This is a genomic window from Planctomycetota bacterium (assembly GCA_035574235.1).
Classification (GTDB): domain Bacteria; phylum Planctomycetota; class MHYJ01; order MHYJ01; family JACPRB01; genus DATLZA01.
Genome location: DATLZA010000079.1, coordinates 15,132 through 39,770, shown reverse-complemented (window position 1 = coordinate 39,770; position 24,639 = coordinate 15,132). Strand labels below are relative to the sequence as shown.

At 68.1% G+C, this 24,639-nt stretch carries 19 protein-coding genes; 13 read left to right on the top strand and 6 right to left on the bottom strand.

All coding sequences use genetic code 11. The features are described from left to right. Positions 1-3: 3 nt before the first annotated feature. Positions 4-783 (bottom strand): hypothetical protein, encoded by a 780-nt coding sequence (locus VNO22_07140; GenBank protein ID HXG61128.1) that lies wholly within the window; start codon positions 781-783, stop codon positions 4-6. Between the two features lie 5 nt (positions 784-788). After that, positions 789-2,810, bottom strand: a complete 2,022-nt coding sequence (locus VNO22_07135; GenBank protein ID HXG61127.1) for a PVC-type heme-binding CxxCH protein — start codon at positions 2,808-2,810, stop codon at positions 789-791. A 157-nt stretch (positions 2,811-2,967) separates the two neighbouring features. Here VNO22_07135 and VNO22_07130 point away from each other — a divergent pair, with 157 nt between their 5' ends. Then, complete coding sequence (locus VNO22_07130; GenBank protein HXG61126.1) at positions 2,968-4,347, top strand: arylsulfatase; 1,380 nt, start codon at positions 2,968-2,970, stop codon at positions 4,345-4,347. Between the two features lie 30 nt (positions 4,348-4,377). Continuing rightward, positions 4,378-5,895 (top strand): sulfatase, encoded by a 1,518-nt coding sequence (locus VNO22_07125; protein HXG61125.1) that lies wholly within the window; start codon positions 4,378-4,380, stop codon positions 5,893-5,895. Between the two features lie 3 nt (positions 5,896-5,898). Here VNO22_07125 and VNO22_07120 read toward each other — a convergent pair whose 3' ends face one another. Then, the gene (locus VNO22_07120) at positions 5,899-7,566 is read right to left on the bottom strand and encodes an arylsulfatase (GenBank protein ID HXG61124.1); all 1,668 of its coding nucleotides are present in this window, start codon (positions 7,564-7,566) and stop codon (positions 5,899-5,901) included. Positions 7,567-7,608: 42 nt separating this feature from the next. Then, positions 7,609-9,048 carry a hypothetical protein gene (locus tag VNO22_07115; protein ID HXG61123.1) on the bottom strand — a complete coding sequence of 480 codons (1,440 nt, stop codon included), beginning with the start codon at positions 9,046-9,048 and terminating at the stop codon, positions 7,609-7,611. A 186-nt stretch (positions 9,049-9,234) separates the two neighbouring features. Here VNO22_07115 and VNO22_07110 point away from each other — a divergent pair, with 186 nt between their 5' ends. The 6 genes from VNO22_07110 to VNO22_07085 all read left to right on the top strand — a co-directional run bounded on the left by VNO22_07110 (position 9,235) and on the right by VNO22_07085 (position 18,288). Next, positions 9,235-11,010 (top strand): prenyltransferase/squalene oxidase repeat-containing protein, encoded by a 1,776-nt coding sequence (locus tag VNO22_07110; protein ID HXG61122.1) that lies wholly within the window; start codon positions 9,235-9,237, stop codon positions 11,008-11,010. A 151-nt stretch (positions 11,011-11,161) separates the two neighbouring features. Next, the gene (locus VNO22_07105; protein ID HXG61121.1) at positions 11,162-13,504 is read left to right on the top strand and encodes a PVC-type heme-binding CxxCH protein; all 2,343 of its coding nucleotides are present in this window, start codon (positions 11,162-11,164) and stop codon (positions 13,502-13,504) included. A 10-nt stretch (positions 13,505-13,514) separates the two neighbouring features. Continuing rightward, positions 13,515-15,239, top strand: a complete 1,725-nt coding sequence (locus tag VNO22_07100; protein ID HXG61120.1) for a family 16 glycoside hydrolase — start codon at positions 13,515-13,517, stop codon at positions 15,237-15,239. A 29-nt stretch (positions 15,240-15,268) separates the two neighbouring features. After that, positions 15,269-16,486 (top strand): VCBS repeat-containing protein, encoded by a 1,218-nt coding sequence (locus VNO22_07095; protein ID HXG61119.1) that lies wholly within the window; start codon positions 15,269-15,271, stop codon positions 16,484-16,486. A 170-nt stretch (positions 16,487-16,656) separates the two neighbouring features. Further along, positions 16,657-17,151 carry a PilZ domain-containing protein gene (locus VNO22_07090; GenBank protein ID HXG61118.1) on the top strand — a complete coding sequence of 165 codons (495 nt, stop codon included), beginning with the start codon at positions 16,657-16,659 and terminating at the stop codon, positions 17,149-17,151. A 48-nt stretch (positions 17,152-17,199) separates the two neighbouring features. After that, positions 17,200-18,288 (top strand): hypothetical protein, encoded by a 1,089-nt coding sequence (locus VNO22_07085; GenBank protein HXG61117.1) that lies wholly within the window; start codon positions 17,200-17,202, stop codon positions 18,286-18,288. Here the strand turns inward: VNO22_07085 and VNO22_07080 are convergent. Beyond that, a complete protein-coding gene (locus VNO22_07080; protein ID HXG61116.1) occupies positions 18,278-19,333 on the bottom strand; it encodes a glycosyltransferase family 9 protein in 1,056 nt (351 codons plus the stop codon). The two genes, VNO22_07085 and VNO22_07080, sit on opposite strands and share 11 nt — an antisense overlap. A gap of 7 nt (positions 19,334-19,340) precedes the next feature. Then, positions 19,341-20,246 carry a Kdo hydroxylase family protein gene (locus VNO22_07075; GenBank protein HXG61115.1) on the bottom strand — a complete coding sequence of 302 codons (906 nt, stop codon included), beginning with the start codon at positions 20,244-20,246 and terminating at the stop codon, positions 19,341-19,343. A gap of 104 nt (positions 20,247-20,350) precedes the next feature. Here VNO22_07075 and VNO22_07070 point away from each other — a divergent pair, with 104 nt between their 5' ends. Genes VNO22_07070 through VNO22_07050 form a run of 5 tightly spaced genes read left to right on the top strand, consistent with a single transcriptional unit; the run spans position 20,351 to position 24,638 of the window. Then, positions 20,351-21,106: a glycosyltransferase family 2 protein gene (locus VNO22_07070; GenBank protein ID HXG61114.1), complete on the top strand. Its 756-nt coding sequence runs from the start codon at positions 20,351-20,353 to the stop codon at positions 21,104-21,106. Then, positions 21,103-23,064, top strand: a complete 1,962-nt coding sequence (locus tag VNO22_07065) for a glycosyltransferase (protein HXG61113.1) — start codon at positions 21,103-21,105, stop codon at positions 23,062-23,064. Before VNO22_07070 ends, VNO22_07065 begins: the two co-directional genes overlap by 4 nt. Before the next feature lie 27 nt (positions 23,065-23,091). Beyond that, positions 23,092-23,304, top strand: coding sequence for a hypothetical protein (locus tag VNO22_07060; protein HXG61112.1), 213 nt, complete (start codon positions 23,092-23,094; stop codon positions 23,302-23,304). Between the two features lie 48 nt (positions 23,305-23,352). Next, positions 23,353-24,018: a hypothetical protein gene (locus tag VNO22_07055; protein HXG61111.1), complete on the top strand. Its 666-nt coding sequence runs from the start codon at positions 23,353-23,355 to the stop codon at positions 24,016-24,018. Positions 24,019-24,053: 35 nt separating this feature from the next. After that, the gene (locus VNO22_07050) at positions 24,054-24,638 is read left to right on the top strand and encodes a hypothetical protein (GenBank protein ID HXG61110.1); all 585 of its coding nucleotides are present in this window, start codon (positions 24,054-24,056) and stop codon (positions 24,636-24,638) included. The last annotated feature ends 1 nt before the right edge of the window (position 24,639 follow it).

Below are 24,639 nucleotides of genomic sequence, written 5' to 3'. Positions count from 1 at the left end.
CTCCTACCGCTGCTGGGTCAGATATTCCACAAGATCCACGAGTTCCTGGAGGGTCATCGACTGGGTCAGATTTTCCGGCATCATCGACAGGCGGAGCATCTTGCGGTCCGCAATCCGGTCGAGCGGGATATCGATGAATTCGCCCTGAGCGTCCTTGAGGGTGATGTGGTCGTCGGTCTCTTCCACCTTGATTCCCGTCTTGATGTCTCCGCCGGTCGTGCGCACGGCCCAGTTTTCGTAGCCCATGAGGATGGCGGCGCTGGGGGTCAGGATCGCCTCGAACATCTGCTCCCGGCTGAGCTTGTTGCCCACGGTCGTCAGAGGAGGTCCGACCATGCGTCCTTCGTCGCCGATCGGGTGGCAGGCGATGCAGTTGGGACCCTCGGCGCGCCGGTAGACGCGGGCTCCGGAGGCGGCGTCGCCCTTGAGGGCGGCGAGCGCGGCGATCGGAGGAAGGGGGGTTCCTTCCTTGGTCTTGGGGACCGGAAGGCGCCGGTCGGCGGCGGCGCGGACTTCCGCGTCCGGGCAGGCCGCCAGCGCGAAGCGCGCGGTCGCGCGAAGCTCCTCCGGGAGCCGCCCTTCCTCCTCGAGACGAAGGAGCGCCAGGCCGCCCGCGCGCGTGCGTGCCAGCGCCTTCACCGCGCCTTCGCGGTCGGGCAGCGCGGCGGAAGGGTCCTGGACGGTCCGAAGCGCGGCCGCTACGGAAGCTTCCGCGGCGCCGTCGCCCTGCGGACCCATCGCGGAAACCCAGACGGCGATGACGGCAACGATCGGTCGGATCATGACCCTTACTTTTTGGCGGGAGGCTCAGGGACCTCCCGATTGAGCCTCCAGGCGATCGTTTCGGCGACCTTGGGATCCTTGTTCTTGCCCCGCTCTTTCCAGGCCTCGAGGACCTCCTTCTCGCGTCCCGTGCAGGCGATTCCAAAGGCCTCGAGATACCACTTCCATTCGTAGCGGTTCTGGCGCCAGAGCTCCAGCGTCCGGAATCCCTCGGGACCGCGCGGGACGTTCGGGGCCGGCTCCGTGAGGAAGTTCGGGGGCATGGGGGTGACCTTGTCCCCGAGCGCCACGAGGACGTCCAGGCATTTCTCCGTAGGCTCGTAGTTCATGGCCAGGCAGATCTCGCGCCAGACGAAGGGATGCGGGTCCGAAAGCATTTCGCGCGCCAGGGTCGGCATGTCCATGCGGATGAGCCGGGCCGCCCGGAGCGCCGTGACTCGAAGGTCCACGTCCGCATCCTTCAGGGCTTCGCGGACGAACTCGGGACCCTGAGGTCCGCGCGCCAGCAGCCAGAGCGCCCGCGCCCGGAATCGGACGTTGGCCGACGTGCGGAAGAGGTTCGCCAGGGCCGATTGCGCCTCCGGACCGCCTCCGAGCAGCTTCTGATAGCCCAGGTAGCGGCGCGCCAGATTCGGGGAACAGAGCGCCTCGATCTGTCCCGCCGTCGTCGAAAGATCGAGCTTCGGGACGACGGGTTTGTGTCCCTTGGGGGCGATCCGGTAGACGCGGCCGCTCATGACGGCCAGAGGCTTGTCTCCGGTGGCGTGTCCGCCGACGCCCGGATCGGTCCAGTCGGCCACGAAGAGCGAGCCGTCCACGCCCACGGCGACATCCGCGGGGCGGAACCAGCGGTCGGACGATTTGAGAAGGTCTTCCGACGCGCAGCGGTATCCGGCGCCCGCCGGAGCCGGGGTGTAGACGCGCACGACGTTCGGTCCGGCGTCGCAGTGAATGATCTTGCCCCGGTACGGTTCGGGGAGGAGATCTCCCTCGTACACGAGGATTCCGGTGGGCGAGCCTCCGCCCGTCATGAGAAGGTTGGGAACGGTGCCGGGGTCACGCTGATGCCAGTGGGCTTCCTGGCGCGACTGACCCGGATAGGCGGGCATGTCGCGGCCCCAGTTGGTGCCCTTGAGCCCCACGTATCCGAAATCGCCTCCCTCCATGACGTAGTTGATCCGCACTCCCTCGTTGCCGTCATCGTCGTTGTCGGACTGCCAGGCGGTGCCGAACGAATCGGCCGCCACCTCGTAGTTGTTGCGGAAGTTGTGGCCGAGCGTCTCGAAGCCCGTCCCGTCCGGATTGCAGCGGAAGGCCATGCCCTGCACGTAGCGGCGGCCGGGGCCGCGGGGACCGCCCCTCCAGAGCGTCCCCTTGCCGCCCACGTGGCTTCCCGTGGTGTCCACGATGGGTTCCCCTCGGGCGTTCTTCACCACGGCCCCGTGGCAGCCGTCGTTGCCCGCGTTGAAGTAGACACGCCCGTCCGGACCGAACATGATCGCGTGAAGGCCGTGGTCGTGGTTGACGCCGCCGAAGCCGTCGAAAAGCACCTCGGGGGGGCCGGCGGGGCGGTCGCCCGAAGGATCGATCGTATAGACGAGCATCTTGGGGGACTGGGCCACGTAAACCTTGTTTCCCAGGACGCAGATGCCGAGGGGCGCGAAGAGAGAAGGATCCTGGAGGAACACCTTGTATCGGTCGCACCGCCCGTCGAGATCGGTGTCCTCGAGGATCACGATACGGTCGCCTTCCGGTCTTTGGCGGGAGCCGCGGTAATTGGCGGCCTCCGTGATCCAGACGCGCCCCCTTTCGTCGATGTCCATGTTGGTGGGGTTGACGACGCCGGGTTCGTGGGCCCACACGGTCACTTCCAGGCCCGGCGCGACCCGCAGCGCCTTGAGCGCCTCTTCCGGCGAGGGGCCGCCCTTGGGCGGTTCCTGCCGGGGCCGGGCGTCGGCCGTCCCGGCGAGCAGGGTGAGCGCGGACAGCAGCACGGCGCGGCGGACGAGAGGTGCGGATGCGCGCATGGCGATCTCCGTTTTACCGAAGGGAACACTATATATAACTGCCCGTCGCCCTCCTGTTGCTCAAATAGGGAGCCGGAATTCCGGCGGAGCGGCGCAACCGGGACCGTCCGGAGCGGTTTATACTGGTGCTTCGGGCCTGAAAGCGAGGGAAATGTTCATGCGTACGCTTCTTGTTCTCACGGCGGCCGCCGCCGCGCTGTCCGGATCGGGCTCCGCGGATCCTTCTCAGGGCCGCAAGCCGAACATCATCTTCATTCACGCCGACGATCTCGGATACGGCGACCTCTCCTGCTACGGGCAGCAGAAGTTCCGGACGCCGAACATCGACCGCCTGGCCGCGGAAGGCATCCGGTTCACTCAGTATTACGCCGGGAGCACCGTCTGCGCGCCCTCCCGGTACGCGCTGATGTGCGGATACCACATGGGGCACGCCTGGATCCGCGGCAACGGCGACTTTCCGCTGCGCGATGAGGACGTTACGGTCGCGGAGGTCCTCAAGGCGGCGGGGTATGCCACGGGCGTGATGGGGAAGTGGGGGCTGGGGCGCGAAGGGACCGAGGGCCTTCCGTCCCGGCAGGGATTCGACGAACACCTGGGCTTCCTTACGCACGGCCATCCCCACCGGCAATATACGGATCACCTCTTCCGCGACGCCGAGCGGGTGACCGTCGATCCCCAAGCATGGGCCAACGATCTCGTGGCCGACGCGGCGCTGGAATTCGTCCGCAAGCACCGCGCCCGGCCGTTTTTCCTCTACTGGGCGGTGACCGTCCCGCACGCCGAGATCCGGGTCCCGGAAGAGGAGCTTGAACCGTTCCGCGGACGGTTTCCGGAGACCCCCTTCGTGAATCGAAAGGCGGACGAGGATCCGGCGCGGGGCTACCGTTCGCAGGCGACGCCGAAGGCCGCGTTCGCGGCCATGATCGCGCGGATGGACCGTCACGTCGGCCGTCTCCTGGCGCTCCTCAAGGAACTCGGGATCGACGGCGATACGGTCGTCTTTTTCTCGAGCGACAACGGGCCGCACAAGGAGGGGGGAGCCGATCCCGAATTCTTCGGCAGCGCCGGGCCGCTGCGCGGGATCAAGCGGGACCTTTACGAGGGAGGAATCCGCGTTCCCATGATCGTGCGCTGGCCCGGGAAGATTCCGGCGGGAGCCGTGAGCGATCATGTCTGGGCGCACTGGGATTTTCTGCCGACGGCCGCGGAGCTGGCGGGGGCGAAGCCGCCGGAAGGCATCGACGGAGTCTCGATGGCGCCGGCGCTTTTCGGCAAGCCCGCCCGCGCTCATGAATTCCTCTACTGGGAGTTTCACGAGCGCGGTTTCCAGCAGGCCGTCCGGTGGGGCGACTGGAAGGCGGTGCGCCTGGGTCCGGGCCGCCCGCTGGAGCTGTACGACCTGAAGAGCGACGTTGGAGAGCGGCAGGACGTGGCGGCGCGGCATCCGGAGGTGGTGAGCCGGATCGAGGAATATCTCAAGACCGCGCGCACCGAGTCGCCACGCTGGCCCGGGACCCGCCCGGCACGCACGAAATAGCCCGTTTCGCTTTCGAACAGGGAGATCGTCATGCGCTTCATCGCGTCGGTTTTCGGGATCGCTCTTCTGGGCTCCGGGGCGCCGGCGGCCTCTGCGCCCGCCCAGGACCGGACCGCCCCTCCGAACATCCTCTTTATTTTCAGCGATGATCACGGCGTGCAGTCCGTGGGCGCCTACGGATCGCGCGTCAACCGCACGCCCGCGCTGGACCGCCTGGCGCGGGAGGGGATGCTTTTCCGCAATTGCTTCGTGACCAACGCCCTGTGCGGGCCCAGCCGCGCGGTGATTCTGACGGGAAAGTACGGGCACCTGAACGGCTTCATGAAGAACGGCGACCGTTTCGACGGCAGTCAGGTGACCTTCCCGAAGCTTCTGCGGAAGGCGGGCTACCAGACGGCGATCGTGGGAAAGTGGCACCTGGAGACGGACCCCACGGGATTCGATTACTGGGACGTTCTCATCGGGCAGGGGACCTATTACAACCCGCGTCTCAAGAGCGCCCAGGGGATCCGGCGGCTCGAGGGGTACGTCACCGACCTCATTACGGATCTGGCGCTCGACTGGCTGAAGAAGGGACGGGATCCTTCCAAGCCGTTTCTTCTCATGTATCAGCACAAGGCGCCCCACCGGGAATGGGAGCCGTCGCCCCGGCATCTCGATCTCTACGAGGACACGACGATTCCCGAGCCGCCGACGCTTTTCGACGATTATGCGGGACGCGGGACCGCCGCCCGGCAGCAGAAGATGAGGATTTCGGACGATCTCAACGAACGGGACCTCAAGCTGAAGCCGCCTCCGAATCTGACGTCCGAGCAGAAGGCCGCCTGGGATGCGGCCTACGGACCGCGGAACGAGGCGTTTCTGCGGGCCGGCCTTCAGGGAAAGGATCTGGTGCGCTGGAAGTACCAGCGGTACGCAAAGGATTATCTGCGTTGCGTCGCCTCGATGGACGAGAACATCGGACGGGTGCTGGACTACCTGGACGAAAGCGGTCTGGCGTCCCGAACGATCGTGGTCTACTCCTCGGACAACGGCTGGTACCTCGGGGAGCACGGGTGGTTCGACAAGCGCTTCATGTACGAGGAATCGCTGCGGGTGCCCCTCCTGGTGCGGTGGCCGGGGGTCGCGCGGCCCGGCTCGGAAAATCGCGACATGGTTTCGAACCTGGACTTCGCGCCCACCTTCCTCGAGGCCGCGGGGGTTCCCGTGCCGGCGGACCTGCAGGGGCGGAGTCTGGTGCCCCTTCTTCGCGGAGAGACTCCTTCCGACTGGCGCCGGAGCTTTTACTATCACTACTACGAATTTCCCGGTCCGCACCACGTGGCCCGACATTACGGCGTGCGGACGGAGCGTCATAAGCTCATCCACTTCTATCAGCTCGGCGAGTGGGAGCTTTACGACCTCGAGAAGGACCCGGACGAACTTCGCAACGTCTACGCCGACCCCGCCTATGCGGAGACGGTGGCGGACCTGAAGAAGGAACTGGACCGTTTGAGAACGCTCTACCGGGTTCCGGAGAAGGACCCGGAGCCGGAACGGAAACAGTGAGCGCTACTCCCGCCGGCGGATCTCGACATATTCGACGCCCCGCGCTCGTCCTTCGGCCGCCACGTGCGGCTCCAGGCGCGCCGGGCCGGCGGGCAGATCCAGACGGAAGGAGCATTCCGTCGCCCCGGGGGCGAGGGGAACTTCGGCGCCGGCGCCGGCGACGGAAACCCGCGCGACGGCCGGCTCCTTGAGCGCCCGGAAGAGCAGGCGGATGTCGTACGTCCCGGGGCGGTCGATCTCGATTTCCCAGTGTCCGAGGTTCTCGGCCCCCCAGCCGGCGCGCGGCCCTCTCCAATCCTGGCGGGTCAGGAGCACGGGATTCTCGCGAGGACTTCCCACCCGGATGCGCGGGGGAGCGTATCCACGGGCGGCGCCGACCTCGGCGAACCAGGTTTCGTACTGCCGCCAGAGGCGCTCCACCTCGTTCGGGTTTCGCGCCGCGAGATCATAACGCTCGCCGGGATCGGCCTGGAGGTCGAAGAGGAGCGGCGGCGCGTGGGGATCGGTCCGCACCAGTTTCCACCGCGACGTGATCGCCGCGCAGGACCGTCCCTTTTCGGGGACGTCTCCCCGGTGCCACTGAACGAAGATCGTGCGTTCCGGAGCTTCGCGTTCGCGTCCCTCGAGGGCGGCCAGGAGGCTTTCGCCGTCGAACACCGTCTCCTCCGGCCGGGGGAGGCCGCAGGCGTCAAGGATCGTGGGGGTGAGGTCGATGTGCGCGGCGGGTCGATCCACGAGCGATCCGGGTCGGATGCGCGCCGGCCAGCGCACGAAGCAGGGGACGCGGATGCCGCCTTCGAAGACCGAGCCCTTGCGGCCGCGCAAGCCGCCGTTGTAACGGTCCTGCTGCGGGCCGTTGTCCGTGAGAAAGACGACCAGCGTGTTCTTCGCCCGCCCGGAGGACTCGAGCTCCGCCAGGAGCCGTCCCACGTTTTCATCGATGTGGGTCACCATGGCGTAGACCCGGGCCGTCTCGGGCTTGAGCCCCAGGGCCAGGTAAGGGGCGACGCGGGTCTCCGGGACCTCGAGCGGCGTGTGGGGGGCGTTGTAGGCGACGCAGGCGAAGAAAGGAGACGGGGAGGGGGCCCTGATGAACTCCAGGGCGGCGTCGGTGAGGACGTCCGTCACGTATCCCCGCGTCTTGACGGGCGTGCCGTTGCGGTAAAGCGTCGGATCGAAGTAGGAATCTCCGCCGGGCGGATCGGAAGGTTGGCCGATCCCGCCTCCCTTGAGAACGAACGTTTCCTGGAATCCCTGGTCCATGGCCCGTAGAGGAAAGTTATCCCCGAGGTGCCATTTGCCGAAGAGACCCGTCCGGTAGCCGGCGGCTCCCAGGATTTCCGCGACGGTGACCTCGTCGGGGTGCATGAGCGATCGCCCCAGGTAGGTATCGACGACGCCCGTGCGGTAGTTGTACCGGCCCGTATAGAGGGCGGCGCGCGTGGGCGAGCAGACGGGGGAGACGTAGAAGCGCGTGAACCGGGCGCCCTGCGCGGCCAGTGCGTCCAAGTTCGGCGTGCGGATCCGGTCGTTGCCGTGGATTCGGACGTCCCCGTACCCCTGGTCGTCGGTGATCACCAGAAGCACGTTCGGACGGTCGGCGGGGACGGCGCGGTCGGCAGGCGCCGAGCACGCCGCCAGCAGAACGGCCAGGCCGGCGGGGCGCCGCATCGCTCGCATCGGGGTACGCCCGGCACGGGGCTCCGGGCCCTCCTATTTTTTCTTCCAGGCCTTGAACCCGTAAAGCTCGTCGGGGAGTCCGGCTTTCTCATAGAACTCCGCCAGGCGCGCCTTGGATTCGGGGGAACCGTCGGAGGGCAGGGATGCGGCGGCCTCGCAGACGATGCGGTATTCGTCCAGGACGGCCGCCAGCGCGTCCAGGCGGCGCTTTCCATCCGCGGTGGCCTTGGCGGCGGCGGCCTGCGCGAGTGCCTTCTGCGCGGCCAGTTCGCGCGCCGCGGCCCCGGCGGTTTCGGCGGAGCCGGCGGGCCAGCGGCCGTCGTAGCCTTCCCAGAAGGGCAGGGCTTTGTCGTGCAGGGCGGGTTGGGCGGCGAAGAGGCGCAGGACGTCGGGGGCCGCCTGCTCGCCGTAGAGGCGCGCCAGGTGGCGGCGCAGGAAGTCGTCCACGGTCAGATCGGGCGCGCGCCAGAATTCGGAGAAGGCCAGGAGGGCGAGCTCCGCGTCCGGATTCTTCGGGCTGGCGGCGACGGAGGCGAAGAAGCCTTCGGGCTTCAGGCGCCGCGCCGCGGCGCAGGCGCGGTGGATTTCCTCGAAGCGCGGCCGGAAAGACCGGTAGAGTCCGCCCGGCAGGCGGAGGGTGCGCCGGTGGTGCGCCGGCCCGCCGCCCGGAACCAGGGCGACCACGCGCCGGGCGGGGGAGATCGCTTCGTCGGCCGGGAGCGCGCCGGGTTCCCGCAGGAAAAGTACGTTCTCGGGAACGTGCCGGAAAATGGGGGCCGTTTCGGGATGGCGCTCCGCTCCGGGCCAGGCGGCCGGGGCGCAGAGGACAAGACCCTGGGGGCGCTTCTGGCGGAAGACGTCGGCCACGATGGGGGCGGCGCGGCAGAGATCCGCCAGGCCTCCGGCGGCCGCCGCTTCGCCGCGTTCGCCGCACTCCGCGCAGCGGCAACGGGGCGCCTCTTCGGAGGTTTCGAGGACGACGCCGTCCACCTCGAACGTCTCCAGAAGCCATTCGGTTCCCCGCCGCAGCCAGGCCAGGTTTTCGGGCCGCGAGGTGCAGAAGCCCGCCTCGCCGGGGCGCGGGGCGGCGGCCGCGGCGCGCCGGGCCGTTTCAGCGGCGAACGGATGCTCCTTGGGATGGGCGACGAATCCTTCGGCGTCGAGGCGCACGGCGGGCAGGAGAAGGATCCCGCGAGACCGCGCGTAGCGGACCAGCTCCCGGGCGGCCGGCTCGCCGCCGTGGCGGTCGTCCACGAAGCCGCGCAGAAGAAGCGCCGAGTAGTCGTTCTTTCCCATCCAGTCCAGGAGGTCCTTGAACTCCGCCAGAAAGCTCTTGCCCTCGGGGTCGAAGTCGGCGATCCAGGAGTCCCATGCGCGGAGTCCCCGCAGGCGGGGGGCGGGGTCCGGGACGGGGACGGGGGTCTGGACCCAAGCGGCGGCCAGGCAGGCCACGGCCATGGCGATGCGGCTCATACGCGGCGGTTACCTCCGCGGCTATCCTCCCCGGCGGGGGGCGGCGGTGTCAAGGCTCGCCTCGAGGGGGCTCCCCCGCCCGGGCTTCAGGAGAAACGACGCGGGCGGATTCCGGTTCCCTTCGCGGGACCGCCTCCGTATAATCGCGTGCGGCGGCGGGCCGGATTTCCTCGAGGGAGGAGCGCCATGAAGACGCTCGCCGCTTTCGGGATCCTCCTTTCGGCCGCCGCGCCCCAGGTACCGCCCGATCCGGCCAAGCCCGTCCCCGCTCATCCCAAAGTGGATCAGGAGAAGGTGGACGAGGCCATCCGCAAGGGATGCGCGTTCCTGCTGTCCGCCGGCGGGGCGTTCGGCACGTTTCCTCACGGGAAGCGCCATCAGCCGGAAGCGCTCCAGTCGTACGCGGAACTGGTGCTTCTGACGCTGGCTCACTCGGGCTACTACGCCGACGGCGATCCCGCCCTTCAGCCCCTCGTCGAATACGTGCTCCAGAAGCCGATCGGATCCACGTATACGGCTTCGCTCATGGCCATGGCGCTTCAGAAGCTCAACGCGCGCAAGTATCAGGCCCGCATCGCCCAGTGCGCCCAGTTCCTGGTGGACAATCAATGCCAGAACGGGCAGTGGGATTACGGAGAGCCGCTTCCTCCGGAGCCGGGACCGCCGGCCGACACGGCCACCGCCGGCGGGGGCCGCAAGGCGCCCGAGGATGTCGCCACGGGAGGAAGTCCGGGAACGGGCGGGTCCGGCGCGCGTCCGCCCGGGGCGACGTCGTCCCGTCCGGGAAAGACGGAGCCGCTTCGGAAGATTCCCATCCGGAAGCGCCGGCCGGGGCCGCCGGCCGGGGACAACTCCAACTCCCAGTACGCGGCGCTCGGCCTGCGCGCGTGCATCGAGGCCGGATGCGACATCGAAGCGCGCGTCCTGCAGGCGGCGCGGCGCTGGTGGGTCGGATCGCAGAACTCCGACGGCGGCTGGGGATATAACGGCGACGGCTCCCAGGGAGGCGAGGACAACGAAACCGGCGTCTCCAACACGAGCTACGGCAGCATGACCGTCGGCGCGGTGGGGGCGCTGTGCATCTACGACTATTACCTGGGGATCAACTATAGGGCGGACTCGAGCGTGCAGCGCGGGCTGGAATGGATCGTGAAGAACTACGACGTCACGGCCAATCCCCGCAAGAAGAACTTCGCGTATCTGTACTACCTTTACGGGCTGGAGCGCGTGGGGATGCTCTACGGCACGGAGCAGTTCGGGGCGCACGAGTGGTATCCCGACGGGGCCCATCACCTCCTGAAGACGCAGAATCCTTTCGGGTTCTGGGATCCGGGGGATCGGCTGCCGAGCCAGGTCAACGTGAACACGTGTTTCGCGATCCTGTTCCTGCGCCGCGGCACGGCCCCCCTCCGGCGCGAAGCCGTCGCCACGGGCGGCGCGGCCCCCCGCGGGGGCGCGCCGGTGGCCAACCCCGGCGCCCCGGGCGCGGCGGAGCCGCAGGCCGGCGCGGGAGGGCTCTCGGGCCAGGCGCGGGCGGTTCGGGAGTTCGCCCCGGGATGGAAACTGGTGAATTCGGCCCGGACGCCCATGACCGAGAAGCTCGTCGAAGTGCGGGGGCGCTCCGGCGTGCTCGTGACCGCGCCGCCGAATCTCGGGACCGCACCGACGCTGCGGCGCACCGTGGAGGTCGCCGAGGGGGTCAAGACCACGCTCCGCGCGGTCGTGGGGCACCCCGACGGAGGCGAGTGGACGCTGGCGGTGAACGTGGAGGGCCGGGAGGTCCTGAGCCGGCCCGTCAATCCCCGGACCGCTCCCGGAGGGTGGCTGGAGGTCTCCGTGGACCTCACCCCCCACGCCGGTAAGGCCGTTCTCGTGGAACTCGTCAATCGCCCGGGCGGGGTCGGCGTCGAGCTCGCGTATTGGGCGGAGGTCTCGATCCGGGAGGAGCCGGCCGGGAAATAATCCTCAGTTGCGGCGGCGGCGGAGCGTCGGGCCCTTCGGGGCGGGCGGTGAAAATTCTCAATATTTTTGCGTCCCTTCTCATGGAGCGGCGGAGTTCAAGCAGGTAGCGTGGGGGCGCGGGGCGTGGGTCCCCGTCGGAAAGGAGGGCCCCATGACGCGCGCGCTGTGGCTCCTGGCGCTCGTTCCGATGGCGGGGGGGGACGAAGGAGTGCCCCCCGCGGACGCCTCCGGCCGGACGCTCAACCTCGACTTCGAGACCGGGACGCTCCGGGACTGGCAGGCCGAAGGGGACGCGTTCCAGCGCCAGCCGGTTCGCGGGGACACCGTCTCCGCGCGGCGGGCGGACATGAGGAGCGGCCACGTAGGGGAGTACTGGATCGGAACCTACGAGGTCGCCGGAGACGGGCCTCAGGGAACGCTGACGTCCGAGCCTTTCCCGATCGCGCATCCCTTCGCCAGCTTCCGCGTGGGCGGAGGGTCGCACGAGACGACCGCCGTGGAGCTTGTCCTGGTCGAGGAGAACCGCGTTGTGGCGCGCGTCTCGGGCGAGGACCGGGAGGACATGCGTCCGGTCGTCGTGGACCTGACGCCTTACGTGGGGAAGACCTTGCGCGTGCGCCTGGTGGACCGTCACAGCGGCGGATGGGGGCACATCAATTTCGATCATTTCCGGTTTCACGCCCGCCGGCCGGACCTTCCGGGCGCCCGCGTGCCCGGGGAAGCCCCGCGCCGGGACGAGTTCCGCTTCGCCGGACTTTCGGCCGCCGAGGCGGTCCGGGCCATGACGCTGCCGCCGGGGTTCTCGGCCACGGTCTTCGCCGCGGAACCCGAGATCCGGCAGCCCATCGCGATGGCCCTCGACGAGCGGGGAAGACTGTGGGTGGCGGAGAATCCGGAATATCCGCGCTGGAGCCCTCCGGAAAAGGGCGGCTCGTGCCGCGTCCTCGTGCTGGAGGACACCGACGGGGACGGGACGCACGACCGTCGCACGGTGTTCCTGGAGAACGTCAATTTCATCAGCGGCCTGGAGGTGGGCTTCGGGGGCGTGTGGATCGGCGCGCCCCCTTATCTCCTTTTCGTTCCCGACCGCGACGGGGACGACCGGCCCGACGGTCCGCCGGAAGTGCTTCTGGACGGGTGGGAACACCAGGACACGCACGAAACCCTCAACGCCTTCATCTGGGGTCCGGACGGGTGGCTTTACGGGTGCCACGGCGTCTTCACCCACTCGAACGTGGGGCGTCCGGGGGCGCCTCCGGAGGAGCGCCGGCCCATCAACGCGGGCTTCTGGCGCTATCATCCCCAGCGGCGCGTGTTCGAGATCTTCGCGGAAGGGACGAGCAACCCGTGGGGGATCGATTTCGACGCGCACGGCGAAGCGTTCGCGACGGCGTGCGTCATCCCGCATCTCTGGCACGTCATCCCGGGAGCGCGCTACCACCGGCAGGCCGGCCGGCATTTCAATCCGCATACGTACGACGATCTTAAGACGATCGCCGATCACCTCCACTACGTGGGGGCGCGGGGGCCGCACGCGGGCAACGGCATCTCGGACGCCGCCGGCGGAGGGCACGCTCATTGCGGCGCGATGATCTACCTGGGGGACAACTGGCCGGAAGAGTACCGCGGCCGGATCTTCTTCTCGAACATCCACGGCGCGCGGGTGAACATGGACGTTCTGGAGCCGCGCGGGTCGGGATTCGTCGGCCGGCATGGCCCGGACTTCCTGCGCGCCAACGACCGCTGGTCGCAGATTCTGAATCTCCGCTACGGCCCGGACGGGACGGTCTACGTGATCGACTGGTATGACAAGCAGCAGTGCCACACGGGCAATCCCAAGGATCACGACACCACGAACGGCCGGATTTTCCGGGTGGCGTACGGCCGTCCGGCGCCGGCGCGGCCGAACCTTCGCGCGCTTTCCAACGAGGAGCTCGTGGCCCTCCAGCTTCACCGCAATGAATGGTATGTGCGGCATGCCCGCAAGGTGCTCCAGGAACGGCGGGCGGCGGACATGGAGTCCCGGCTCGACGGGCTGGCCTGGGGCGGGACGGATCCCGTGCGGACGCTCCGGGCGCTCTGGTGCCTGCACGCGGTAGGCCGGCTCACGGAGGAGCGGGTCCGGCGCGGGCTGGAGCATGAGCATCCGCGCGTGCGCGCCTGGGCGGTGCGGCTGGCCTGCGAGGACGGGCGGCCCTCGGCGGCGCTTCGGGCGCGTCTGGCGGAGCTGGCGCGCACGGATCCTTCGCCCGTCGTGCGGCTGGCGTTGGCGTCGGCGTGCCAGAGGCTTCCGGTGCCGGACCGGCGCGAGATCCTCGAGGGGCTGGTCGGGCGCGCCGAAGACGCCTCGGACGCCAACCTTCCGCTGATGATTTGGTATGCTGTGGAGCCGGTGGTCGGGGCCGACTCCGCCGCCGGAGCGGCCTTGGCCGCCCGGACGAAGATTCCGCGGGTGCGGGAGTTTATCGCTCGGAAGCTGGCGGCGGGAAAATGAAAGGATCGGGATGACGCTTCTTTTCGTCGTGGCGGCGCTGGCGGGAGGGGTCCCCCAGGACCCCGAAGGCGGGGACAACCTTTCGCTGCTGGTCGAGGTGCTCAAACAGACCGATGACGTCCAGGCTCAGGCCGACATCCTCCGGGGCATGCGCGAGGGCCTCGGCGCCCAGACGGTGAAGATGCCGAAGGGGTGGACGGAACTGGCCGCCCGCCTGTCCGAAAGCCCGAGCGCCGAAGTGCGGGCGCTCGTGCGGGACCTTTCGGCGCGCTTCGGGGACGCGTCGGCCCTGGAAGGTCTGGTTCGGACGCTGGCGGACGCGAAGGCCGACCCGGCGGCGCGCGGCAAAGCGCTCGAGACGCTGCTGGGGGTTCGGTATGCGGGACTCGCGGCGATCCTGCTTAAGCTTGTCGAGGATCCCGCGGTACGGGGGACGGCGATCCGCGCCCTGGCGGCCTTCGATGAGCCGGCCGCGCCGGAGGCCATCCTGCGGGTGTATCCCTCGCTGGACGTTTCGGAGCGGAGGGATGCCGTCAACACGCTCGCTTCCCGGAAGGCGTACGCGCTGGAGCTCGTGGGCGCCGTTCGGCGCAACGTCGTGCCGCGCTCGGACCTGACGGCCGCCACGATCCGGCAGCTTCGCGAGCATCGGGATCCGACGATCAACAACTGGATCGAGACGGAGTGGGGCCGGGTGCGGGCGACGCCCGAAGCGAAAGCCCGCGAGATCGCCGAGCTCAAGACCATGATCCAGGCCGGGCCCAAGGGGGATCCGTCGCGCGGCCGGGCGATTTTCGCCCGGACGTGCATGCAATGCCACACCCTTTTCGAAGGGGGTGGAAAGGTGGGGCCCGAGCTGACGGGGTCCAACCGCGCGGAACTCGATTACCTGCTTTCGAACATCGTGGATCCGAGCGCCGTGGTGGGGAAGGACTACCAGGCCTCGGCCGTCCGGACCAAGAGCGGCCGGGTGATTTCCGGCATTCTGCGGCCGGGCGACGGCCGGTCGATTTCGATCGTCACGGAAAACGACGTCGTCGTGCTGCCGAAGGACGAAGTGGATGCCGTCCGGACGAGCGAGGTTTCCATGATGCCGGAGGGGCTTCTGGCGAATCTCTCCGCCCAGGAGATCCGGGACCTGATCGCGTACCTCCAGAGCCCGGTGCAGGTGCCCCTTCCGGCCGCGGGCGAGGAGTCGATCTTCAACGGCAAGGATCTGACCGGCTGGGAAGGGGATGCTTCCGCCTGGAGCGTCGAGGACGGCGCGATCGTGGGCCGGGGCCCGCAGAAGAAGAATCAGTTCCTGTACTACGCGAAGGAGGTCGGCGACTTCCGCCTGACGCTCGAAGTCCGCCTGGTGCCCGACCGCGAAAACAGCGGCATCCAGTTCCGCAGCGAGCGGCTTCCGGACGGCCACGCGCGGGGCTACCAGGCCGACATCGGCAAGGGATGGTGGGGAAAACTCTACGACGAGCACGGGCGGGGCCTCCTCGTCAAAGTGGACGGAGACGCGTTCGTGAAGCCGGAGGAGTGGAACACCTACGAGATCGTGGCCGTGGGAAACCGGATCCGCACGGCGCTCAACGGGAAAGTGTGTGTCGATTTCACCGACCCGAAACCGGTTCTGCGGGGGAAGATCGCCCTGCAGATCCACAGCGGCGGGCCTCTCGAGGTCCGGTTCCGCAACATCCGCCTCGAGGCGAACCCCGCGTTCGAGCTCAAGACGGCCCGCTGAGGGGGCCGGCGCATTCCGGGGAGGGAACCATGATGTGGGCGGCGATTCTGGCGCTCGTGCCGGTGCTGCAGGAGGGCAGGGGAGAGGAGTACGTGGTTCGGACCTGGAAGAAGATCGTCCTCTCGGATCAGTTCGTCTCCGAAGGCGCCCACGCGGGGGATTTCAACCGGGACGGGCGCATGGACGTGGCGTCGGGACCCTGGTGGTACGAGGGACCGGATTTCACCCGGCGTCATGAATACTTTCCCGTCCGGACGTACAAGAAGGACAACGACTACTCGAACTGTTTCTTCGTCTTCACCTACGATTTCAACAAGGACGGTTGGACGGACATTCTCGTCTACGGCTTTCCGGGCAAGGACGCCTCGTGGTTCGAGAATCCGCAGGGCCGGCCCGGGCATTGGCCGCGGCACGTGCTGTGGGAGTCGGTGGACATGGAATCGCCCGGGTTCGAGGACGTGGACGGCGACGGGGTGCCCGAGATCATCTGCGCCAGCGGGGGCCAGCTGGGCTATGTGACGATCCGGGACGGCAAGTTCCATGCGATTTCGCCGAAGGGGCATTATCAGAGATTCACCCACGGCCTGGGGCTGGGGGACGTGAACGGAGACGGCCGGAAGGATTTTCTGGAGACGGGGGGCTGGTGGGAGCAACCCTCCCATCTGGAGGGGGATCCGATGTGGACCCGGCGGCCGGCGTCGTTCGGGGAAGCCGGGGCGCAGATTTATGCCTATGACGTGGACGGGGACGGCGACAGCGATATTCTGGGCGCGGTGCACGCGCATCAGTACGGGGTGGCCTGGTGGGAGCAGGTGCGCGAAGGGGGCGAAATCCGCTTCCGGCGCCATCTCATCGTCGGGTCCAAGCCCGAAGAGAACCGTTACGGAGTGAAGTTTTCCCAGCCGCACGCGATCGACCTGGTGGACGTGGACGGGGACGGCCTGAAGGACCTGGTGACGGGGAAGCGGCACTTTGCGCACGGCTCGAAGGGCGACGCGGAGCCCCTGGCGCCGCCGGTCCTTTACTGGTTCCGGCTTGTGCGCGGCCCGCAGGGGCCCGACTTCGTGCCGTACCTGATTGACGACGCCTCGGGCGTGGGGACCCAGGTCGTGGCCACGGACGTCAACGGCGACGGGCGGCCGGACGTCGTGGTGGGAAACAAGATGGGGACGTTCGTGCACCTCCAGGAGGCGCGCCGGGTCTCCCGGGAGGAGTGGGAGAAGGCGCAGCCCAAGCCCCTGCGATAGAGCGCCGGGAGCGGGCGTTCCGCGTCCGTCTCGTCTTCGAGATCCGCCGTCGGCGGTAGAAGTTTCATGCCTCGCCGGAAGGGCGCAAAAAAAAGAATTATCCTGCGAATCGAGGGGGGTGTATATTAAGGGCGAGCGGCCGGGGTGCGGGTTCTAAGGAGGGACAGAGCATGGTCACGCAGCTCGAGATCGCCCGGCGCGTCGGCTTGGACGTCTCCTCGGTCAATAAGATCCTCAATCGCCGGCCCGGCTCCGTCTTCCGCAAGGAGACCGTTCGAAGGGTCTTCAAGGTCGCCCGAGAGCTGGGCTACGACTTCAACAAACTGAAGTTCTCCCACCGGCGCAGCCACCCCCGAAAGGAAGTTTCCGTCCCCCTGGAGATCAGCGTCTACCGGAAGGACGGGACGCTTTTCGATCGCGGGCAGGCCGTGATGAAGAACGTTTCCCTCAGCGGGAGCCTGCTGACCGGGATCGTGCTTCCGGAGCGCAAGCTGCCGGCCGAGCCCTATACGGTCGGGATCCGTCTCCTCGAGGGGCCCCTGAAGGGCCTGGAGATCCTGGGCGAGCCTGTTCGGTTCGTGACGAGCGACGGGGCCCTGAGCCTGGGGATCCGGTTCCTGCACACCGAAATCGCCAAGGCTCAGCGGCTCCGGAAGATCGTCTGATCGGCGCGCTCTTGTAATCGGCGGCCGCAAAGATAGACTGCCCGTCGGATGAAAGGAACGGTGGTCTATCTTTACGCCTTCGACGTGGCCGGCGAAATCCATTCCGGTCGCGTGACCGAGGTGCTCTCGCGGCGTCCGGAGCCCTTCCAGATCCGCGTGGGGGGAACGGCCCCCCGGGACGTTCCGTTCTACCGGCCGCTCATGGTCCGGCTTCCGGAAGAACAGGCCGACTCGAGCGTCGGCCGCGTCCGCATCGCGCCCGTGGTGAAGATCTTCGACGTGGGAGTCGTCTCGATCTCCTACGAGGTTCCCTTCGAGGTGGGGACGCTGGCCGACCTCGTGCCCTACCATCAGATCCGGGCGGGGTCCCGGACGCTGACGGAGCGGGCCGAGGAGCTGTGCGCGCGGGTGGCCGAGGAGCTGCGTCCCTTCATGGACCGTCCCAGCGTCGAGCGTCCGCCGGCGGAAGCGTACACCGTCTTCTGCATCAGCGACGCGGAGGGCGACGCGATGGACTGGGTGCGCTCCCGCGGCGGAGAGGTCGCGGGACTCCTCAACGAGGAGCCGGATCCCGGGCGGCTTGCCGCCGGCCAGGTGGAGGAAACCCTCAGCCAGGCGCTCTCGTATACCCGCGACGACGTGGTGGTGGTGGACTGGGACGCCGCGCTCGTGATCGACCGGAGCGGCTATTACGACGACGTCCTCTACGTCATCGAGCTGGCCAACCTTCAGCTCGAGGAATTCAAGCTGCTGGACGACCGTCTGGATCGGCTGTTTCTGGAGGCGTACGAGGACCTCGACGAGTACTATCGCCGGCGGAGCCTCTTCCATCGCACGGAGAAGCGGATGCGCGCCCTCCGGTCGATCCGCATGGACATCACCAAGATGTCCGAGGAGCTTTCCAACATCACGAAGTTCGTGGGGGACTGGTATCTGGCGCGGGTCTATCTGGCGTGCAAGGACCGTTTCCACCTCGGGCACTGGGAGGCGAGCGTGGACACGAAGCTCCTGGAGCTCGACCGGCTCTATTCGCTCGTGCACCAGGAGATCAACGAGCGCCGGATGATCGTTCTCGAGGCCACGATCGTGGCGCTCTTTCTTCTGGACCTCGCGGCGCTGTTTCTTTTCAAGAGCTGAGCCGCGCGGCGCGGATTTCCTCCAGGAGGTCGCGGACCGCCCCGAGGGCGTCTTCGACGGAGATCGCGTCCATGGGAGCCTGGCCGGGCTCGCCCTTGAGGACCACTCTCCGGAGCGGATTGTAGGGGCCGTAGATCCGGGGATCCTTGGGGCCGAACAGCGCGACGCTCGGCACGCCCACCGCGCTGGCCAGATGAAGCGGCCCCGAGTCGCACCCCACAAAGAGCCGCGCCTGCCGCAGGATTTCCGCGAGGTCGAGGATGGAGGCGGTTTCCATGGCCAGCACGCCGCCGCCGCGGCTGGCGGCGACGATTCCTTCCGCCAGCGGCCGCTCGCCGGGGCCCCACGTGACGACCGCCGGGAGGCCGAGCTCCTTCCGGATCCGCGCCGCCAGCTCCGCGAAGCGTTCCGGAGGCCAGCGCTTGAGCCGGCCGAAGTCGCTCGTCCCGGGGTGGATCGCCACATACTCGCCCAGCCCCGCGCGCGCCCGCCATTCCGCCACGCGGCGGCCGCTTTCGCGCGTCTCCGGAAGCCGGTAGGCCGCGCCGCGGATGGGGATCCCGAGCGCGGCGGCCATCGAGAGGAATTTGTCCACCCGGTTGATCCGCCCGCCCTCGGGGGGCACGACGCGCTCGTTGGCCAGAAGGTGGCTCCACTCCCGGCAGTGGCCGCGCGCGAACCCGATCCGGCGGGGCGCCCCGCTCAGAAGGGTGTGCAGGGCCCCCTTGAGATTCGACTGAAAGTTGAGGGCCACCTCATAGCGCTCCCGCCGCAGCTCCCACACGAAACGGCCGAATTCCTCGTAGAGCGCGCCCCAGCGCGTGGGCTGAAGCGCCATGCGCGCCCAGCGCTTTCGGCGATAGAGATGCACCCGGTCCACCGACGGATGGCGCGAAATGAGATCGTGCGCCCGGTCTTCGACCACGAACCCGAGGAACGCTTCGGGCAGGGCGGAACGGATCGCTTCGAGCGCCGGAAGCGTGTTGACCACGTCCCCGACGGCGCTCAGCCGGACGAGGAGGATCCGTCGCGGCGCCCGCGCCACCGGTCCCTCAACGCCCCCGGAGGATGTTGATGGGCGCCAGCTCGGGCAGACGGCAGTTGGCCAGGGGCACGATGAAGGTGTCGATGAACGCATACTGCCCGGAGATGCAGGCGTGGCTCACCATGTCCGTGAACACCATCCACGCGGAGAAGGGCTTGAAGGCGAATTCCCGATGGCCCTCCGGGGCCGCCTGGAACTCCGGCGTGTCCTTCATGAAGTTGTGGAAACGCCGCATCGCCCGATCGTAGGGCGACGAATCCAGAAGGCGCGCCGGGGGGATCACCGCCGCCAGGGCCTTCACCGTCGCGGTCCGCAGGCGATCGAGAAATCCCTCCTCGAGGCGCGGCCCCTTTCCGTTGGAGGGAGCCACTCCCGCCTGGCGGCCGTACCGCTCGTAAAGCTCCGGAAAGGCGCCCTTCGAGGTCCAGACCCGATCCTCGGAAGGATTGACGTTGACGAAGAAGCGGAGGATACGGTCCCCGTGGGTGGCCCCGTAGGCCCCCGCGTCCACGTGGATCAGCTCATTGGACGCATGCGGCGACAGGTTCCGCCCCCGCTCCTGAAGCGGCCGGAAACTCGAGGTTCCCGGCTGCCAGCCCCGGGCCAGCGTGGGAATCGCCCGCGTCAGGAACTCCTGCACGCGGGCGCTGTGCTCCTTAAGGATGCGGCGCGCGCGCTCGACGATGTCCCGCTGGCCCTTGATCCCGAAGATGCGGTCCGCCTCCGGGTGGTAGCTGATGTTCTTGAGCTTGAGGTGCCGGGGCATCTCCTCCCGGAGAAACGCCAGGTCCTCCGGCGCCGGAAGCTTCACGGGACACTCGGGGAAGCATACGATCCGCCCGCGCTCCAGTTCGTCGGACAGATCCGTCGGGCCGAGGCGGGAGAGTTGTTCCTGGGTGAAAGTCGAAAGCATGCCCGTCCAATTGTAGGCCGCCCGGGGACAAAATCAAGGTCCTCGGGAACGGGCCGTCGCCATTGACGCCGCGCGGCGCATCCCCTACCATCCCGGGGACTCCCATGAGACCCCGCATCTCGGCCTCGATCATCTGCAAGAACGAGGAACACAACATCGAGGACTGCCTCCGCAGCGTCTCGTGGTGCGATGAGATCGTCGTCGTCGATTCCGGAAGCACGGACCGCACCGTCGAGCTCGCGCGGCGCTACACCGACAAGGTGATCTTCCACGAGTGGCCCGGCTACGTCGCCCAGAAGAACTTCGCGCTCGACCGGACGACCGGAGACTGGGTGATCTGTCTGGACGCCGACGAGCGCTGCACCCCGGAGCTCCGTGAGGCCATCCTCCGGGAGATCCCTTCCGCCGACGGGCTGGCCGGGTTCGAGGTGCGCCGGCATGTGCATTACCTGGGCCGCTGGATCAACCACGGCGGATGGTACCCGGACTGGAAGCTGCGCGTGATCCGCAGGGGGCGCGCCCGCTGGGGCGGCGTGGATCCGCACGACAAACTCATCCCCGACGGACCCGTCCGTCGCCTCGACGCGGACCTCCACCACTTCACCTACCGCGATTTCGCCCACCAGATCCGGATCATCAACCACTTCTCCGACGTCGTCGTCGCCGAGTACCTGAAGCAGGGAAAGAAGCCTTCGATCCTTCAGGCGATCTTCCACCCGCCCTGGAAATTCTTCGAGTGCTACGTCTGGAAACTCGGATTCCTCGACGGATTCCCCGGATTCGTCATCGCCGTGGGCTCCGCTTTCTACATCTTCGCGCGGTACGTCAAGCTCTGGGAGAAGGGAAGGGCGGCGCCGTGAGCCGCGGGCCGGACGTCACCGTCGTCGTCGTCAACTACAACGGCGGGGACCTGACCCCCGCGTGCCTCGAGACGATTCCGCCGGCGGCCGAGACGATCGTCGTGGACAACGGCTCGCGGGACGGCTCGCCCGAGACGATCGCGGCGCGGTTTCCTTCCGTGCGCCTGCTTCGCCATTCCGTCAACCGCGGCTTCGCCGCCGCCGTGAACCGCGCGCTCGAGGAGGCCCGGGGCCGGTACGTGTGCCTGCTCAATAACGACGCGCGCCTGGCGCCCGGCGCCCTCGAGGAACTCGTCCGGTTCATGGATACCCATCCGGACGTCGGGATCTGCGCCCCTCAGCTCCTCCACGAGGACGGCCGCCGTCAGCATTCCTTCGACAACTTCCCATCCCTGGCCACGGTGTTCCTCAATAAAAGCCTCCTGCGGCGGCTCTTTCCCGGACGGTTCCCGAGCAAGCACCGGGAGATCGCCGCGCCGCTCGACGTGGAGTCCGTTATCGGCGCCTGCATGCTGGTGCGGCGGGATCTCATCGAACGGATCGGGCCCCTGGACGAAGCGTATTTTCTCTTCCTGGAGGAAACGGACTGGTGCCTGCGGGCGCGGCGGGCGGGCGCGCGCGTGGTCTTCGTGCCGTCCGCGCGGGTCGTCCACCTCCAGGGACGCACCCGCGACCGCGTCCGGATCCGCGCGCGGATCGAGTACACGCGCTCCCTCTTCACGTTCTTCCGGAAGAACCGTCCGGCCGCCTATCCCGTTCTGCGGGCGCTCTTTCCGGTCCGGACGTTGTTCGAGCTGCTGGGCCAGACCCTGACGCTCTGGGCGCCGGGCGTGCCCCAGCGGTGGATCGAAACCGCCGCGGTGCTGGGGTGGCAGCTCTGCGGGGGCCCGCGCGGATGGGGACTCTCGGGCGAGGCGGAGCCGCGCACCGCGACCCTGAGGGACGGAACGCGGGCGGACGAGGAGCATCTGGAGGCCTTCCACGACTTCGAGCGCAAATCGGCCGGCGCCCGTGTCGTCAAGGACCTGCGGCGCAAGCGCACGGTGGAATACTCCTGGGGCGGCCGGACGTATCTCGTGAAGTTCTACAAGCCGGGCTCCGCGCTGCGGCGCCTGAAGGGGGCCGTCCTGGGCTCCAAGGCGGCACGGGAACTCGCGCGCTCGCGCGAAGTCGTCCGGCGGGGGATTCCCTGCGTTCCCGTGGCGGCGGCGCGGGATCGCGGCCCGGCGCCGTGGGTGGCCTTCCAGAAGCTCGAAGGATGGGCGCAGCTTCAGGAGGTCCTTCTGTCGGACGCGACGGTTCCCGCCGAGCGGCGGCGCCTCTGCCGCGCGTACGGGCGTTTCGCCCGGCGGCTTCACGACGCGGGGATCACCCAGTACGACTTCAACCCCACCAATGTTCTCGTGCGGGAAGGCCGTTTCCGGCTGATCGACTTCGAGCATCTGAAAATCTACGGGGGTCGGGTTCCGGAACGAGCGCGCTGGAAAGCGCTGGCCAAGATGAACCGCATCCCGCGTCTCTCGCGGACGGATCGCCTGCGGTTTCTCCGGGGGTACCTGGACGCGGAGGAAGTGGACCGGGCGCGCCTGCGGCGCATCGTGGAAGCGATCCGGGCCGGCGCCGCCCGGCAGCGGGAGCGCGATCTCGCCCGGGCGGAACGGCGTTGCGTGCAGGAGAACCGGGACTTCGGCGCGTTTCGGCTGGGCGCGGTTCGAGGCTATTACCGCAAAGACCGGGGATCGGGCCCCGGTCTCGGGCCGGACGACCTGCGCGCCCTGGCCGAAGGGCGCGTCGCGGAGGGACGCTACCGGCTGGAGGAAGCGGCCGATCCGCTGGGGGAATGGCGCCGGGCCAACCGGCGCGCGCGGGAGGGCCGGGGTCCGGTCCCGGCGGCGGTTCTCCTGCGCGACGGGGAATCCCGCGGAACTCTTGTTTTCTTTCCGGACGGCACCGGGTAGGATGACGGGGGTTTTAAGGAGACGCTTGTGAGACATCTTTTCCGCGGAGCGCTGGCGCTTCTGGCGCTCGGGTCCGCCGCGGCGGCCCAGCAGTCGCTCGAGGAGAAACGGGATCAGAAGCTCAAGTCCCCCTTCCTTTCCAAGGCGGCCTGGATCACGGACTACGACAAGGCGCTCGAGGAGAGCCGCAAGACGGGACGGGTCATCTTCGCCTACTTCACGCGCTCTTACGCGCCTTGACCCCCCTGCAACGCTTTGGAGGGCGGCGCCCTCCTGACGGACGCGTTCGTGGAGTTCTCCAAGGATTACGTTCTCTACTGCAACATCATGTCCCGCGTTCCCGGGGACAAGCACCAGAACCTTCTCATGGAGAAGGGGGGAATGGGCTTCCCGTACCTCGTCTTCCTGGACGCCGAGGGGAACGTCCTGGCCAAGCACGAGGGCGCGCGGGATGCCGACGGATTCCGCGAGACGGGCAAGAAGGTCCGGGCGTTCCTCGAGCTTCGCAAGAAGGCGGAGACGGGCGACCCCGGGGCGAAGCTCGACTACCTGATCGCCCGGCTCGACCTGGGCCACGCGAAGGTGGGCGACGCCGAACGGGAGGTCGGGGGGCTCGGCACGCTCTCCGCGGAGCAGAAAACCCGGTTCGAGGTCGCCTTGACCAACGCCACGATCCTTGAAACGGTGCGTGCGATTCAAAACGACGAGGGCGCCGAGCAGGCGGGGAAGAAGTTCTACGAGATGTACAAGGCCGGAAAAGCCGCTCCGACGTCCGACGACGCCGTGCAGGCCTACTGGATCCTCCTCATGGATTGCGCGGAGGAGAAAAAGGACGCCGTCGCGTTCGAGGCGGGTTTCAAGGCTCTCAAGGCGAAGTTCGGCGAGCTGCCCCAGGCGCAAAAGTGGTTCAAGGAGAAGGAAGAAACCCTCAAGAAGCTCAAAGAGAGCAAGTGACCGCAACGTCGGCCCGGCTCCGGGGTTAAAAGGGCATGAAGGCCGCCTTCGCGCTGGCGCTGCTGGCGCTCCAGGGGGAGCCCCGCACGACCAAGGAAGCCATGCGCCCCGTGCAGTTTCTCGTGGGCGAATGGAAGGTCCTGGTCACGGACGAAATCCGGCGGGATCAGTCCTGGGAAGAGGAGCAGGCCTGGGAGTATCGCATCGAAGGGGATCTTTATGCCCTCCGGTTTTCGGCCAAGGGAAGCCGCGTCTTCAAGGAAGGCGTCCTCGGTTACGACCTGACGCGAAAGGTGTACCGCCTGGAGACGGTGCGCGTCTCGGGGGCGCCCGCCGTCTTCGAAGGGTCCTGGGCGGGGCGGGAGCTGAAGCTCGAGGAGTCCCAGGACTCCTCCGGCGGCCGCGAGCGGCTGACCTTGCAGTTCCTGCGGGACAACCGGTTCCTCGGCACCCTGGAGCGCCGCGAGGCGGGCGCCAAGGCGTGGCGTCCCGTTTTCTCCTATCAGTTCACGAAGAAGGGCGTCCCCTTCGTGCGCGCGGAGCGCCCCAAGTGCGTCGTCACCGGCGGCACGGGGGATATCGAGGTGAGCTACCAGGGCAAGACCTACTACGTCTGCTGAA

Excerpts from the sequence above, each read along its gene's own strand:
- VNO22_07120 (HXG61124.1), bottom strand. The coding sequence starts at position 7,566 with ATGCGGCGCCCCGCCGGCCTGGCCGTTCTGCTGGCGGCGTGCTCGGCG.
- VNO22_07110 (HXG61122.1), top strand. The coding sequence starts at position 9,235 with ATGAAGACGCTCGCCGCTTTCGGGATCCTCCTTTCGGCCGCCGCGCCC.
- VNO22_07115 (HXG61123.1), bottom strand. The coding sequence starts at position 9,048 with ATGAGCCGCATCGCCATGGCCGTGGCCTGCCTGGCCGCCGCTTGGGTC.
- VNO22_07135 (HXG61127.1), bottom strand. The coding sequence starts at position 2,810 with ATGCGCGCATCCGCACCTCTCGTCCGCCGCGCCGTGCTGCTGTCCGCG.
- VNO22_07050 (HXG61110.1), top strand. The coding sequence starts at position 24,054 with ATGAAGGCCGCCTTCGCGCTGGCGCTGCTGGCGCTCCAGGGGGAGCCC.
- VNO22_07075 (HXG61115.1), bottom strand. The coding sequence starts at position 20,246 with ATGCTTTCGACTTTCACCCAGGAACAACTCTCCCGCCTCGGCCCGACG.
- VNO22_07100 (HXG61120.1), top strand. The coding sequence starts at position 13,515 with ATGACGCTTCTTTTCGTCGTGGCGGCGCTGGCGGGAGGGGTCCCCCAG.
- VNO22_07125 (HXG61125.1), top strand. The coding sequence starts at position 4,378 with ATGCGCTTCATCGCGTCGGTTTTCGGGATCGCTCTTCTGGGCTCCGGG.
- VNO22_07090 (HXG61118.1), top strand. The coding sequence starts at position 16,657 with ATGGTCACGCAGCTCGAGATCGCCCGGCGCGTCGGCTTGGACGTCTCC.
- VNO22_07130 (HXG61126.1), top strand. The coding sequence starts at position 2,968 with ATGCGTACGCTTCTTGTTCTCACGGCGGCCGCCGCCGCGCTGTCCGGA.
- VNO22_07070 (HXG61114.1), top strand. The coding sequence starts at position 20,351 with ATGAGACCCCGCATCTCGGCCTCGATCATCTGCAAGAACGAGGAACAC.
- VNO22_07105 (HXG61121.1), top strand. The coding sequence starts at position 11,162 with ATGACGCGCGCGCTGTGGCTCCTGGCGCTCGTTCCGATGGCGGGGGGG.
- VNO22_07140 (HXG61128.1), bottom strand. The coding sequence starts at position 783 with ATGATCCGACCGATCGTTGCCGTCATCGCCGTCTGGGTTTCCGCGATG.
- VNO22_07095 (HXG61119.1), top strand. The coding sequence starts at position 15,269 with ATGATGTGGGCGGCGATTCTGGCGCTCGTGCCGGTGCTGCAGGAGGGC.
- VNO22_07085 (HXG61117.1), top strand. The coding sequence starts at position 17,200 with ATGAAAGGAACGGTGGTCTATCTTTACGCCTTCGACGTGGCCGGCGAA.